At 70.5% G+C, this 13,160-nt stretch carries 15 protein-coding genes and 2 pseudogenes; 9 read left to right on the forward strand and 8 right to left on the reverse strand.

Annotated features, from left to right (window positions below):
* Positions 1 to 202: 202 nt before the first annotated feature.
* Entirely contained in the window at positions 203 to 1,015 is an 813-nt protein-coding gene (locus tag ACFYOJ_RS32475) for a class I SAM-dependent methyltransferase (protein WP_356557196.1), read from the reverse strand.
* 148 nt (positions 1,016 to 1,163) lie between these two features.
* Between ACFYOJ_RS32475 and ACFYOJ_RS32480 the strand changes: the two genes are divergently transcribed.
* The 3 genes from ACFYOJ_RS32480 to ACFYOJ_RS32490 all read left to right on the forward strand — a co-directional run bounded on the left by ACFYOJ_RS32480 (position 1,164) and on the right by ACFYOJ_RS32490 (position 3,668).
* Entirely contained in the window at positions 1,164 to 1,703 is a 540-nt protein-coding gene (locus ACFYOJ_RS32480; RefSeq protein WP_356557197.1) for a TetR/AcrR family transcriptional regulator, read from the forward strand.
* A gap of 128 nt (positions 1,704 to 1,831) precedes the next feature.
* Positions 1,832 to 3,169, forward strand: a complete 1,338-nt coding sequence (mshA, locus tag ACFYOJ_RS32485; RefSeq protein WP_356557209.1) for a D-inositol-3-phosphate glycosyltransferase — start codon at positions 1,832 to 1,834, stop codon at positions 3,167 to 3,169.
* Positions 3,162 to 3,668, forward strand: a complete 507-nt coding sequence (locus ACFYOJ_RS32490; RefSeq protein WP_356557198.1) for a YbjN domain-containing protein — start codon at positions 3,162 to 3,164, stop codon at positions 3,666 to 3,668. Before mshA ends, ACFYOJ_RS32490 begins: the two co-directional genes overlap by 8 nt.
* Before the next feature lie 14 nt (positions 3,669 to 3,682).
* Here ACFYOJ_RS32490 and ACFYOJ_RS32495 read toward each other — a convergent pair whose 3' ends face one another.
* Positions 3,683 to 4,486 carry an AraC family transcriptional regulator gene (locus tag ACFYOJ_RS32495; protein WP_356557199.1) on the reverse strand — a complete coding sequence of 268 codons (804 nt, stop codon included), beginning with the start codon at positions 4,484 to 4,486 and terminating at the stop codon, positions 3,683 to 3,685.
* 49 nt (positions 4,487 to 4,535) lie between these two features.
* Here ACFYOJ_RS32495 and ACFYOJ_RS32500 point away from each other — a divergent pair, with 49 nt between their 5' ends.
* Positions 4,536 to 4,976, forward strand: a complete 441-nt coding sequence (locus ACFYOJ_RS32500; protein WP_356557200.1) for a DUF2000 domain-containing protein — start codon at positions 4,536 to 4,538, stop codon at positions 4,974 to 4,976.
* A 30-nt stretch (positions 4,977 to 5,006) separates the two neighbouring features.
* On the opposite strand, the gene ACFYOJ_RS32505 is transcribed toward ACFYOJ_RS32500, so the two are convergent.
* The gene (locus ACFYOJ_RS32505) at positions 5,007 to 6,308 is read right to left on the reverse strand and encodes an MFS transporter (RefSeq protein WP_356557201.1); all 1,302 of its coding nucleotides are present in this window, start codon (positions 6,306 to 6,308) and stop codon (positions 5,007 to 5,009) included.
* A gap of 153 nt (positions 6,309 to 6,461) precedes the next feature.
* On the opposite strand from ACFYOJ_RS32505, the gene ACFYOJ_RS32510 reads away from it, so the two are divergent.
* Positions 6,462 to 7,223 (forward strand): phosphoglyceromutase, encoded by a 762-nt coding sequence (locus tag ACFYOJ_RS32510; protein WP_356557202.1) that lies wholly within the window; start codon positions 6,462 to 6,464, stop codon positions 7,221 to 7,223.
* 647 nt (positions 7,224 to 7,870) lie between these two features.
* On the opposite strand, the pseudogene ACFYOJ_RS32515 reads toward ACFYOJ_RS32510, so the two are convergent.
* Positions 7,871 to 7,999 (reverse strand): annotated as a pseudogene (locus ACFYOJ_RS32515) (integrase); the annotation flags it as partial.
* A 26-nt stretch (positions 8,000 to 8,025) separates the two neighbouring features.
* Positions 8,026 to 8,812, reverse strand: a pseudogene (locus ACFYOJ_RS32520) (GntR family transcriptional regulator).
* Between the two features lie 107 nt (positions 8,813 to 8,919).
* Between ACFYOJ_RS32520 and ACFYOJ_RS32525 the strand changes: the two are divergent.
* From ACFYOJ_RS32525 to ACFYOJ_RS32540, 4 genes are read left to right on the forward strand one after another with little or no spacing between them, the layout of a single operon-like run.
* Positions 8,920 to 9,327: an NUDIX hydrolase gene (locus tag ACFYOJ_RS32525; RefSeq protein ID WP_053914019.1), complete on the forward strand. Its 408-nt coding sequence runs from the start codon at positions 8,920 to 8,922 to the stop codon at positions 9,325 to 9,327.
* Between the two features lie 46 nt (positions 9,328 to 9,373).
* Positions 9,374 to 9,805: an ATP-binding protein gene (locus ACFYOJ_RS32530; RefSeq protein ID WP_356557203.1), complete on the forward strand. Its 432-nt coding sequence runs from the start codon at positions 9,374 to 9,376 to the stop codon at positions 9,803 to 9,805.
* Positions 9,799 to 10,146, forward strand: coding sequence for a hypothetical protein (locus ACFYOJ_RS32535; protein ID WP_356557204.1), 348 nt, complete (start codon positions 9,799 to 9,801; stop codon positions 10,144 to 10,146). The genes ACFYOJ_RS32530 and ACFYOJ_RS32535 overlap by 7 nt, the downstream gene beginning before the upstream one ends.
* Positions 10,143 to 10,532 (forward strand): hypothetical protein, encoded by a 390-nt coding sequence (locus ACFYOJ_RS32540; protein WP_356557205.1) that lies wholly within the window; start codon positions 10,143 to 10,145, stop codon positions 10,530 to 10,532. The genes ACFYOJ_RS32535 and ACFYOJ_RS32540 overlap by 4 nt, the downstream gene beginning before the upstream one ends.
* Here ACFYOJ_RS32540 and ACFYOJ_RS32545 read toward each other — a convergent pair.
* The 3 genes from ACFYOJ_RS32545 to ACFYOJ_RS32555 all read right to left on the reverse strand — a co-directional run bounded on the left by ACFYOJ_RS32545 (position 10,519) and on the right by ACFYOJ_RS32555 (position 12,536).
* The gene (locus ACFYOJ_RS32545; protein WP_356557206.1) at positions 10,519 to 10,872 is read right to left on the reverse strand and encodes a hypothetical protein; all 354 of its coding nucleotides are present in this window, start codon (positions 10,870 to 10,872) and stop codon (positions 10,519 to 10,521) included. The two genes, ACFYOJ_RS32540 and ACFYOJ_RS32545, sit on opposite strands and share 14 nt — an antisense overlap.
* Complete coding sequence (locus ACFYOJ_RS32550) at positions 10,862 to 11,932, reverse strand: DDE-type integrase/transposase/recombinase (protein WP_388598422.1); 1,071 nt, start codon at positions 11,930 to 11,932, stop codon at positions 10,862 to 10,864. The genes ACFYOJ_RS32545 and ACFYOJ_RS32550 overlap by 11 nt, the downstream gene beginning before the upstream one ends.
* 274 nt (positions 11,933 to 12,206) lie before the next feature.
* Positions 12,207 to 12,536 carry a hypothetical protein gene (locus tag ACFYOJ_RS32555; protein WP_356557207.1) on the reverse strand — a complete coding sequence of 110 codons (330 nt, stop codon included), beginning with the start codon at positions 12,534 to 12,536 and terminating at the stop codon, positions 12,207 to 12,209.
* Positions 12,537 to 13,160 lie beyond the last annotated feature (624 nt).

The raw sequence follows: 13,160 nt of genomic DNA on the forward strand, positions 1-13,160 counted from the left end.
GGAAGTGCTTCGGGGCCGGTGGGCGGAGAGCGTCCTCCGCATGTCTCCTCCCCTTCCCCCTCCCCTCTCCCCCCTCTCCGGCCTCCCCCTTCCCGCGTCCCCGCCCCGCGGCACGGTGATCCCCTCGCGGTGTGACGAACGCCGCACGGAGATCGTTCCCGGCGCCGCGCCGGAGGGGGCGGCGGGGTGCGGGTCCGCCGGTTCAGCCGCGCGGCGCCAGTGCCTCCCAGCGCACCGTCGCCTCACCCTGCCGCCACCGTGCCGGACCGTCCGTCACCGGCCAGTCGGCGCTCAGGTCCCGCACCGCCCGGATCCAGCGCTGGCGGGCGCCGTAGGAGGCGTAGGGCGCGGCGGCGGCCCAGGCGCGGTCGAAGTCGCGCAGGAAGGCGTGCACCGGTTCGCCGGGTACGTTGCGGTGGATGAGCGCCTTGGGCAGCCGTTCGGCCAGGTCGGAGGGGCGGTCGAGGGAGCCGAGGCGGGTCGCGAAGGTGACCGTGCGCGGTCCCTCCGGGCCGAGCGCGACCCACACGTGCCGGCGGCCGATCTCGTCGCAGGTGCCCTCGACCAGCAGCCCGCCGCGGGAGTGCTCCGTCGCCGGCGCGAGCCGCGCGCACAGCCGCCGCCAGACCGCGGCGACCTCGCCCTCGTCGTACTGGCGCAGCACGTTCGCCGCGCGGATCAGCGACGGCGGCCGGGGGACCGGCACCTCGAAGCCGCCGTGCCGGAAGGCGAGCCCCTCGCGCGCGTACGGCGCGGCCGCCGCCACCCGCGCCGGGTCGATCTCGACGCCCACCACGCGCACGCGCGGGGCCGTCGTGCGCAGGCGGTGCAGCAGCTCGACGGCGGTCCAGGGGGCCGCGCCGTAGCCGAGGTCGACGGCGAGGGGATCGGTGGCGCGGCGCAGTTCGGCGCCGTGCACGGCCGCGATCCAGCGGTCCATGCGGCGCAGCCGGTTCGGGTTGGTCGTCCCGCGCGTGACCGTCCCTACGGGGCGTGAGGCGGCGCGGGCTGTCATGTGTACGAGGGTATGCGCCCGGCCGGCCGTGCTTGACGGCGGACGCCGCGAACCCTACCCTGCGGCTAACAGCGTTAGCCGAGGATTCCGCGCCCCCGCGTGCGGTCGCGCCTTCGGCCGTGGACCGCACACGAAGGAGGGCATCGGCGTGACCGACCGCCTGTCCCCCCGGGCCCGCGAGATCGCCGCGGCGGCACGCGCCCTCCTGGAGGAGGCCGGAGCCCCGGCGCTCACCCTGCGGGCGCTCGCCGACCGCCTCGGCATCAAGGCCCCCTCCCTCTACAAGCACTTCCCGGACAAGAAGGCCGTCGAGGACGAGCTGGCCGCCCAGCTGCTCACCGAGGTGGCCGAGACGCTGGAGGCCGCCGAGGCCCGCGAACCCGGCTCCCCGACGGCGCTGGCGCGGGCGTACCGGGCCTACGCGCTCGCCCACCCCCACCTGTACTGCCTGGTCAACGAGCGCCCCCTGCCCCGCGAGTCCCTCCCGGCCGGCCTGGAGGAACGGGCCGCCGCCCCGCTGCTGCGGGCCTGCGCGGGGGACGGGGACCTGGCGCGGTCGGTCTGGGCGTTCGCGCACGGGATGGTGGTCCTCGAGATCCACGGCCGGTTTCCGCCGGGGGCGGATCTGGCGGAGGCGTGGGGGAAGGGCATCGAGGCCCTCGTACGCCCCCGGGTGTCGAACGGTTGAGCGAGTGTCGGTAATGATTCGGTAAAGGGCGGGAATCCGGAAATGGAGTCCCTCCGTCCGGCGTTCCCTCTCACGGAGGGCGGCGCGTGTCCTCCGACCGGCATGCCCGCAGCGAGGAGGAACGGCTCGTGAGCCAGTACGTCAGCAGGCTCGGGCGCCGTTCACCGGCGGCCTCCCCGCGGCTCCGGCTGCACCGCAGGCCACGCCGCGTCGCCATGCTCTCCGTGCACACATCCCCGCTCCACCAGCCCGGCACCGGTGACGCCGGCGGCATGAACGTCTACATCGTGGAGCTCGCCCAGCGCCTGGCCGCGATCAACATCGAGGTCGAGATCTTCACGCGGGCGACGACCGCCGCGCTCCCGCCCACCGTCGAACTGGCCCCCGGCGTCCTCGTCCGGCACGTCGACGCCGGCCCCTACGAGGGACTCGCCAAGGAGGAGCTGCCGGCCCAGCTGTGCGCCTTCACCCACGGCGTCATGCAGGCCTGGGCCGGACACCGCCCCGGCTACTACGACCTGGTCCACTCCCACTACTGGCTCTCCGGCCACGTCGGCTGGCTCGCCGCCCAGCGCTGGGGCGCCCCCCTGGTGCACGCCATGCACACCATGGCCAAGGTCAAGAACGCCAACCTGGCCGACGGCGACACCCCCGAACCGGCCGCCCGCGTCATCGGCGAGACCCAGATCGTCGCCGCCGCCGACCGGCTGATCGCCAACACCGCCGAGGAGGCCGAGGAACTCGTCCGGCACTACGACGCCGACCGCGCCAAGGTCGCCGTCGTCCACCCCGGCGTCAACCTCGACCGCTTCCGCCCCGCCGACGGCCGCGCCGCCGCACGCGCCCGCCTCGGCCTGCCCGAGGACGCGCTGATCCCCCTCTTCGCCGGCCGCATACAGCCCCTCAAGGCCCCCGACGTCCTGCTGCGCGCCGTCGCCGTCCTCCTCGACGAGCGTCCCGAGCTGCGCTCCCGCCTCGTCGTCCCCGTCGTCGGCGGCCCCAGCGGCAGCGGCCTCGCCAAACCGGAGGGCCTGCAGAAACTCGCCGCGCGGCTCGGCATCGCCGACGTCGTGCGCTTCCGGCCGCCGGTCGGACAGGAGCAGCTCGCCGACTGGTTCCGGGCCGCGTCCGTGCTGGTCATGCCGTCCTACAGCGAGTCCTTCGGCCTGGTCGCCCTGGAGGCCCAGGCCACCGGCACGCCCGTCCTCGCCGCCGCGGTCGGCGGCCTCCCGGTCGCCGTGCGCGACGGACACACCGGCCGCCTCGTCCAGGGCCACGACCCCGCCGCCTACGCGCGCGTGCTGCGCGACTTCGCCGACCACCCGGAGCTCGTCTCCCGCATGGGCGACGCCGCCGCCCGCCACGCCCGGTCCTTCGGCTGGGACAGCGCCGCCGCCGCGACCGCCGACGTCTACACGGCCGCGACCCAGTCCCACCGCCGTCACGTACGCTCCCACCATGGCTGAGGCAGCGCAGAAGGCAGCACAGGTCCTCGAGGACGCCCTGAAGGACGCCGGGCTGGACTGGGAGAGCCCCGAACCCGGCACCTACGTCGTCGCACTCCCCGGCACCCGCAAACTGTCGACGACCGTCTCCCTGCGCCTGGGCCGGCACTCCCTCTCCCTCAACGCCTTCGTCATCCGCCACCCCGACGAGAACGAGCCCGCCGTCCACCGCTGGCTCCTGGAACGCAACCTCAAGCTGTACGGCGTGAGTTACGCCGTCGACCGCCTCGGCGACGTCTATGTCACCGCCAGGCTCCCGCTGGCCGCCGTCACCGCCGACGGGATCGACCGCCTCCTCGGCCAGGTCCTGGAGGCCGCCGACGGCGCCTTCAACACCCTGCTGGAACTGGGCTTCGCCTCCGCCATCCGCAAGGAGTACGAGTGGCGTACGTCGCGCGGCGAGCCGACCCGGAACCTGGAGGCCTTCCAGCACCTCATCGAACGCGGCTCCGGGGACTGACTCCTGACGCCTGGTCAGTTCCGCCGCGCGCCGGCGCGGTAACGCCCCGGCGTCACCCCCACCAGCCTCTTGAAGTGCCGGGTCAGATGCGCCTGGTCGTAGAACCCGGCCGCCCCCGCCACATCGGCCGGGGCACGCCCCGCGAGCAGCAGCCGCCGGGCCATGCCCACCCGACGGGACATCAGGTACTGGTGCGGCGCGATCCCGTACGCCGCGCCGAACGCCCGCACCAGATGCGCGGGATGGGCCGACACGAGCCGGCCGGCCTCCTCCAGCCCCACCCCCTCGACGACCCGCTCGTCCAGCAGCTCACGCAGCCGGCGGGCGAGGACCGGGTCGGGACGCGGAGGGCGCGGCTCCTCCCGGCGCAGCAGATGACCGTGCAGCCGCTCCCCGATCAGCGTCAGCCTGCTCTCCGCCTCCAGCTCGTCACCGGGCCGGGCCAGCGCGGCGTGCACCTGCCCGACCCGCCGCCGCAGCACCGGGTCCCGCAGCACCGGTGCGTCGACCGCCCGCCCGATCAGCTCCTCGCCGAGCAGGGAGGTGTCCAGGTACAGGACGCGCTTGCGGAAACCGTCCGGGCCGGCGGGGGAGCCGTTGTGCGGCACGTGCGGCGGCAGCAGCGTGACCGTGTCGTGCGGCGTGCCGTGCTCGTGCCGGTCCAGGTCGTAGCGCACGGCCCCGTCGTCCACCACGAGCAGCGTCCAGGCGTCGTGGACGTGCATCGGATAGCTGTACGCCGTGTAGTGCGCGTGGAAGACCTCGACGACCCCCGGGACACGGGGACGCCAGGCGGAGACGTTCCGCTGCTCGGCCATGCAAAAAACGTACAAGACCACGCCGTGCGCCGACCGGCAGTCTCACCGTATGAACACGCACGACGACGCCCGGACCCCCGTCCGCCACGACACCAAGATCGCCGTCCTGCTCAGCGAGGACCTGGAGACCTGGCAGCGCCTGAACGTCACCGCCTTCCTGGTCAGCGGCCTGGGCACCCGGTTCCCCGAGCTGATCGGCGAGCCCTACGAGGACGCCGACGACGTCCCCTACCTGCCGATGTTCCGGCAGCCGGTGCTGGTCTTCGAGGGCACCAAGGAGACCCTGACCCGGGCCCACGCGCGTGCGCTGACCCGGGCCCTGCCCCGCGCCCTGTTCACCACCGACCTCTTCACCACCGGCAACGACCGTGACAACCGCGCGGCGGTGCGGGCCGTACCGACCGCCGACCTGGACCTGGCCGGCCTGGCGGTGTACGGCCCGAGGAACGCCGTGGACAAGGTGCTCAAGGGCGCCCGCATGCACCCCTGAAGCACCCCTTACGGGCACCGGAGGAGAACGTCAGGCCGCGCCGGTCCCGGACTCCACCGGGACGGACGCCCCGGAGCGCACGGGCCCGGCCTCCTCCTTCTCTTCGTTCTCCTCCTTCTCCTCCTTCGGCAGCCGCCGCATCAGCGCCGCGTACCCGACCGCCGCCCCCGTGCCGACGACCGCGCACATGCCCCACAGCCACTCGGCACCCCAGTGGTCGATGACGAAACCCGACAGCAGCGGGGCGACGAGCGCGGCCACGGCCCAGGACATGGAGTACATGCCCTGGTAACGCCCGCGCCCGTGCGCCGGGGACAGGCGCACGACCAGCCCCGTCTGCGTCGGCGCGTTGACGATCTCGGCCAGCGTCCACACGCACACGGTGAGGGCGAACACCCCGACCGACCCGGCGAAGGCGGTGAGCCCGAAGCCGTACCCGGCCAGCAGCGACGAGACGACGAGCAGCCGCCGGGGATCCCGGTGCTCGATGAACCGGGTGACCGGGATCTGCAGGACGACGATCAGGACGCCGTTGACCGCGATGGCCGCACCGTAGTCCGCGGGCGTGAACCCGGCCTCGCCCATCGCCACCGGCAGCGCCAGATACCCCTGCTGGAAGATGAGGGCCACCAGGAAGGACAGCCCGACGACGGCCATGTAACGACCGTCCCGCAGGACGGTCAGCAGGGACACCGACGGCTCACCGGCCGCGGCGGCGGCCTGCGCGGAGTCCTTCCCGGGCCGCGACTCGGGCAGCTTCACGAAGACCAGGACCGCGCAGACCAGGGTCATGCCCGCCTCGATCAGGAAACCGGCGAGATAACTGAACTCGGCGATGAAACCGGCCCCCATCGAGGAGACCGCGAAACCGAGGTTGATCGCCCAGTAGTTGAGCGAGAAGGCCCGGATACGGTCCTCGGGCCGCACGATGTCCGCCATCATCGCCTGCACCGCGGGCCGCGAGGCGTTGCTCGCCATGCCGACCAGGAAGGCGACGGCCGCGATGGAGACCGGATCCCGCACGAAGCCGAGCAGCGCGACGGACAGGGCGGTGGAGACCTGCGCCACCAGCAGCGTCGGCCGCCGCCCGAGCCGGTCCGTCATCACCCCGGCCACCAGCGAGGACACCACCCCGCCGAGCCCGTGCAGCGCGGCCACCAGACCGGCGTACGAGGCGGAGTAGCCCCGGTCCAGGGTCAGGTACAGCGCCATGAACGTGGCGACGAAGGCGCCGAGCCGGTTGACCAGGGTGCTGGTCCACAGCCACCAGAACTCCCGCGGGAGCCCGGCGACGGACTCCCGGACGGCACGTCTCAGCCCGGCGACGGACATAGGGGACCCCCGGTAGATGTAAGCGTCTCAAGTGATGAGCACAACTTACGATCGAGTGATCGCCGCAGGCCACTCGATTAACACTTCCCGTCAACCGTCCGACGGGCGGGCGCGGCGCGCGGTCGATCAGGCGGTTCGATTACGCTCGGAACCATGGCCGACGCACCGTACAAGCTGATCCTCCTCCGCCACGGCGAGAGCGAGTGGAACGAGAAGAACCTGTTCACCGGCTGGGTGGACGTCAACCTCACCCCGAAGGGCGAGAAGGAGGCGACGCGCGGCGGCGAGCTGCTCAAGGACGCCGGCCTGCTGCCCGACGTGGTCCACACGTCCGTCCAGAAGCGCGCGATCCGCACGGCCCAGCTCGCGCTGGAGGCCGCCGACCGCCACTGGATCCCCGTCCACCGCCACTGGCGCCTCAACGAGCGCCACTACGGCGCCCTCCAGGGCAAGGACAAGGCCCAGACCCTCGCCGAGTTCGGCGAGGAGCAGTTCATGCTCTGGCGCCGCTCCTACGACACCCCGCCGCCCCCGCTGGACCGCGACGCCGAGTACTCCCAGTTCTCCGACCCGCGCTACGCCATGCTCCCGCCGGAGCTGCGCCCGCAGACGGAGTGCCTCAAGGACGTCGTCGTCCGCATGCTGCCGTACTGGTTCGACAGCATCGTCCCCGACCTCCTCACCGGCCGCACCGTCCTGGTCGCGGCGCACGGCAACTCGCTGCGCGCCCTCGTCAAGCACCTCGACGGCATCTCCGACGCCGACATCGCGGGCCTGAACATCCCCACCGGCATCCCGCTCACCTACGAGCTCGACGCCGACTTCAAGCCCCTCAACCCGGGCGGCACCTACCTCGACCCGGACGCGGCGGCAGCGGCCATCGAGGCCGTGAAGAACCAGGGCAAGAAGAAGTAACCGGTACTGATCAAGCCCCCTTCCTGCGGTTTTCCCGTAGGCAGGGGGCTTGTTTCTGCACTGGGGCCGTCGCTGGGCCGTGAAAGGGATCCGGGGCCGCTGTCAAGCGTTCCCGTGTGTCTCGGTGAATAGCGATGTGCCCGGTATGCTGATCGCGCCTCGCCTGAACCTCCCCTGAACTCCGCGCAGATGCGAGTGAGTTCCAAGGCCCCGGCCCGAGAAGCGGGTCGGCTGGAGGAGAAGGGAGGCGGTAGAGGTGAGCCTTGAGAAGGACGAGCCTCGTAGGTGGACCAGCGCCGAGAGGTGGCAGGTCTGGCTTACGGGAGCGGGTCTCCTGGTGGCCATCGCTACCGGCGTGATGCAGTTCGCTCGATGAGCGAGTCACGCGCGAGGACGGTCGCGACCGGGAGCTGTGCATGCAGCGAGCCCGGTCTGCTGATAGGCGACCGGGCTCGTTGACGGCGAGAGGGCCTGGGTCTGGTTGCCGCCGGATCCAGGTCCTCGGTCATCCGAGTGTGACACTCAGACATTGCAATGCAATGTCTCACGACGCTACTAATTCCATCAAGTTTTGTGACCTGATCCAGAGCCGCGATGGCCCCTCTTCGCCGCCGCTGAGCTGGTCAAGTTGACTGAGAAGAGGTCTGTCACCTGCGGTCGAAGACGGACGCCACTGCCTTGTGAGTACGTTCCTGACTCGAAGGCATGAGATGTGCGTACACGCAGAGCGTCAGGCCCGGGTCCGAGTGGCCCAGGTACCTGGCGAGGGCCGTTCGGGAAATGCCCTGGTTGATCTCGCTGATCAGGTTGCCGGGAGCTGGTAGGAGAGGACGTACGCGTCGGCGGCCATGACCGTGTCGCAGACCTCCACGGCCCGCCCAGCCGTGTCGTAGGCGGTACGGACCAGGTGGATCACGGGCACGCCGGAGGCCAGTTGCAGCGTCTTCACCTCAGACGGTGAGGGCATCCGGGCCCGGATCTCCTCCTCGAAGTGGTCGAGCTGGTGACCCAGTTCCTCGAGACGGGCGTAGATGCCGCCGGGGCCCGGGTTGGGTTCGGCGATCTGCGTCCCGCGGGCGATGTCGAGCGGGAGGTAGGACGTGGCGAACTCGACCGGTCGGCCGTCGAGCAGGTACCGGCGACGCCGGGCCAGCACGCGCCGCACGGAACCGAGCCGGGTGGAGATGTCCTGGCCGGCCTTCTCCTCCTTCACCTCCAGGCTGTCCACGGTGGGGGGGGCTGCCGGCGGCGTCGGCCTCCACGAGGAACGCGGACCTGCCCTGCTCGCGGTGGCGCCTGGCGAACCGGTCGGAGGCGAGGCGCCGGACCGGAGGCCGGGGGCGGACGAAGACTCCCCGGCCATGCTCGGCGTGCACCAGGCCCTCGCCCTGGAGGATCGAGAAGGCGTTCCGGGCCGTCATCCGGGAGACCCCGTAGTGCTCGACCAGTTCGGCCTCGGAGGGCAGCTTCTCGCCCTCCTGGAACCTTCCGCGCTCGATGGCCTCGCGCAGTTGGTCGGCGATCTGCCGGAAGACGGCCCGGTCACTGGTCGGGTCGAGACCGCCGAGGATGCTGGACAGGGATGTCACACGTACTCCTTTAGATATCTAGACAAGTAGGCGAGCCTCGTTGCTACGGTGGTGAGCCTAGTCAGCCGAGAGGGCCGAGGAACGTGAGCACAGAACGCCCGCACTCCGTGAGCGTCGCCGGGGTCATCGTCGACGACCAGGGCCGGGCCCTCCTGATCAAGCGCCGCGACAACGGCCACTGGGAACCCCCGGGCGGAGTCCTCGAACGCGAGGAAACCATCCCCGAAGCCCTCCAGCGCGAAGTCCTCGAAGAGACCGGCATCAAGATCGAGCTTCCCGCGACCCTGACCGGCGTCTACAAGAACATGACGGGCCTGATCGTCTCCCTCGTCTTCCGCTGCCAGGCGGCCGACGGCACCCCCACCACGGGAGACGAGACCCGCGCACTGCGCTGGGCCACCCGCGAAGAAGTCATCGAACTCGCCGACGAGGCATACGCGATCCGCGTCCTCGACGCACTCGACGCGGCATCCCCGCCGGCCGTCCGCGCCCACGACGGCGTGAAACTCGTCTAGTCCGAACCCGCTGCACATGGCGGCCTACCAGCACGAAGGAACTTGTATGCACGAGTATACGAGTAGCGCCCGGGTCTGGGGGCTCAGTTGCCCAGGATTCCCGGAAGAGGTCAGCAGGGCCCGCCGCTGGACCCGCGACATCCTGCGGGGATCGCCGTTGGCCGAGGACGCCGAGCTGATCGTCAGCGAGCTGAGCGCGAACGCGATCCTCCACACGGCCAGCGGCCAGACATCCGGCACCTTCCATCTGGCCCTCGCGGTCTCCCCGCAGGTGATTGCCCTATCCGTCACGGACGACGGAAGCACCGGCACCGCGCCGAAGGTCGAGCACCAGGACCAGGAGGCGGAGCACGGCCGGGGCCTGGGCATGGTCCGCGCACTCGCTCACCGGGTCGTCGTCCACGGCAGCCACGGCGGCCACACGGTCACCGCGGAACTCTTCACCGATGCCGGCCCCGCAGGAGAACACCCGTGCTGACGTCCGCTCCTCCCGCAGCGCTGAGCACAGGCAGCCGCCCCCTCCCCTACCAATGCCGAGCCGCCGCCTACCCGTTGAACGAGGTCTGTTCCATCCTCCTGGGATCACACGGCGCCACGAGCCCACGCCTGGCACTGCGCTGGTTACGCGAACGCACGCAACACATCACCGACCAGCTCGACGCCGCATACGCACAACCAGGCCTGCACTGGCTGACGGATGAGACCGAACACGAACGAGCCCTCGCCTACCTGACCAGCGGCACGGGGTACCAACTCACCCTCTACGACGAAAGCACCCGCTACGTACTGCTGGCCTACCCGGCAGGAGCGACCCCATGAACGGGCCCACCCGCGGCTACTGGTGCGAATGCTGGACCGAGCAAGTCACCAGCACAGAAGAACCGGCGCGCCTGGCATCGTTCGACGCATACTCGGCACCCGAGACAGACCGATGGGTCGCCATCGCTCTCCGTACCATCTCACCGGCACTCGACTCCGACGCGTCAGACGAAGCATGGACATGGCTGCACGACGAACGCGCCGAGACCCGCAGAGCCCTGATGCGCTCCGAGCCCTGCACGGTGACCATCACCCATGCCGACGTCCGCATCACCTGGACGATCCGACCAGCGCTCTTCCTACCCCTCGCACACCGGCAGGACACCGAACTCCCAGCATGCGCACACAGCTTCACGCCCCACCGCACAGTGTCTAGTCCCAGGTGATGTTTGACGTTCTGGTCTCAGCTGTTGCTTGACGGTGGGCCTGGACAACATCGGAAACCTTGTGGGGCTTGTTCGCCTTCATGTTGCGGACCGGGACGTCGGTCGTGTGCCGGATGACCCGGACCTGGCCGTCCAGCTCGACGGTGAGAGCCGTGTCCGAGACGTGCACGGTCACGGTCTGGCCTGCGTAGGGGCGGCCGAGGGAGACGGTCTGGCGGCAGACCATGACCGTGCCCACCGCACTGACCCGCTGCTGCACCCGCACCGACTCGATGCCCGGACGCGGCGGCGGGCCAGCCGGACGCAGACCCCGCAGCCTGCGGACTTCCTCACTGGTCAACGGATTGGGCCGCACCCGCAGCAGTTCCCGCGAGGACGGATCGAAGAACGACAGCGTCTCCTCGTCGATGTGGATGCCCACCTGGCCGGCCACCCAGGATCTCCGCCGCCAGCACCTGGTGCCCACCCAGGCCCACCAGGCCGCTGTTGTTCACCACCCGGTCCACCTCGAACGCGGCCTCGTCACCGGTCGGCAGCGGCAGGGGTCCGGCCGCACGACCGCCCCGGGCCGCCAGCCGTCCCAGATCCGCCACCGACAGGTGCGACCGCACGGTCTTGATCCGCGTCCCGGCGATCAGCAGGTGGATCACCGACGTGTCCGCCCAGAAGGTCACCGTCAGCCCCGAACGGGCCGGCCCCAGCCAGAACTGCTTGCCCGCGACCTGCAGATTCCCACTCGCAGGCACCACCCGCTCGAACTCCACCGGGGCGCCGGGCTCCACCGGCACCGCTGCCGGGACCACCCCAGGCAGGGCGGCAGGAACCTCGGAGGCTCCGGCCGGAACCGACTCCGGATCCTTCAGGGGTGTCCGCTGCTGCGGCACCAGCGCCAGCACTCCGGGGATCTTCAGGCCCAGGACGTTCTGCTCCTGCTCAGCAACCGGGGCGAACCGATCTCCCGAAGACTGCATATCCAGCGTCGCCTGAGCCTGCTCGACGCTCTCGAACGCACCGCATTCGCCGAGAAGTTCGCGCCGCAGTGTCTGGTGGAACCGCTCGACCTTGCCCGTCGTGGTCGGCGAGGCCGGCTGGGTGAGCCGGTGCGCGATCCCGTTCTCCCGGCAGATCCGGTCGAACAACACCTCACCGCCCTGCCCGAACCGGTCGGTGAACTGCTTGCCGTTGTCGGTCAGCACCTCCTCCGGCACCCCGAACCTCTGCAAAGCCCCAGCGAACGCCGCGCAGACCGCCCTCCCGGTCACCCGCTCCACCACCTGCGCGATCACGCAGTACCGGGAATGGTCATCCACCCCGGTCACCACCTTGGCCTCGGCCAGCTCGCCGGTGACCGCATCGACCAGCATCACGCCACCGACGATGTCCATCTGCCACAGCTGCATCGGACGGTCCCGCAACAACCGACGGCTACACAGCGTATGCGGGTACCACAGCCCGATCGATTACGAACGAGACCACCAGGCCGACCCCACTGTGGAGCTGGCCGCTTGAAAGATCTCCACAGCCCGAGGGGATTGACAGAACGACGGCATGGCAGCGTGGCTGGGGCGGGTGGGGGTGCAGCGAGGCACATGCGTGCGTGGTCGGTCGACGCACTCACCGTCGTGGCTGACTGTCGTCGGCTGAGGTGCGACCACCAACGATTCCCAGATCCGGTCAGTTCGAAGGCGTGAAGTCGGCGGAGTGATCGAGGTGGAAGGCGGAGCCCGGAACCGTCGGAGTCCAACCCTCACGCAGGGCGAGCCGAACAGCCGCAGCAACACCAGACGGCAGTACCGGGTCAGCCTCGCGACCGATCCAGTTGCTCGGATGCGGCTGGTCGGTGGTGACCACAAGGGTCGTACCCGGAGTGTCCGCATGCTCGACCGCGAATGTGCACGGCGACCAGGCCAAGCCTTGGGCATACGTCGGCCTGCCTCGCAGGCTCCAGCGGTAGGCCGTGCCGTCGACGACGATCCGTCGTGATCCCTTGCGGACCAGCGCCATGACATCCCCTCCGAGAGTGACGATGCTAGCGAACTCGGTCCCGCCGTCCGTCTCAGTTTCCGTCTCATTCAGCGCCGTTCACAGCCGTTCAAACAGGGCCGGAGGCGGTAGCCGCCCAGACGGCCGGCCACCCATGAACGCAGGTGAACGCTCCCGTACGAGTCCCACCGCCCAACCACCACAGGTGGAAAGCGTGCACGTCCCCTGAGGCTTGGGAGGGGGTGGTGTCGGAGCTTCACGAAGTCCCGGACCAACGTGGCTCGGGGCCCCTTCTGAGCCACCCCCCTTGGTCGCGCTCTCGCCGTACAACGGCAGCAGACCGACCCAACGCTTCGTAGGGTACGGGCGAACGCTGACAACGCCGCTGCACCACAAGCGCACCAGATCGAGCGGGGAACAGCGGGTAACCACGGTGAAAGCCATCGACGCCGATGAGGCCGCAGCCCAGCCGTCCGCCCAGGTCAACGCCCGAGCCAGCTCGAAATGATCGCAGCTTCCCAAGCTGAGAGCGCAACTTCGGCTGCGATTACTACTGAGGTTGAACTCGTGATGTCGCTGGGTTGCTCAGGCGGGTCTGATGGTCAGGCCGGTCTCGGCGAGGCAGCCGTCTATGAGGTCGCTGCG

Source organism: Streptomyces sp. NPDC006384 (assembly GCF_042870695.1).
Lineage (GTDB): Bacteria > Actinomycetota > Actinomycetes > Streptomycetales > Streptomycetaceae > Streptomyces.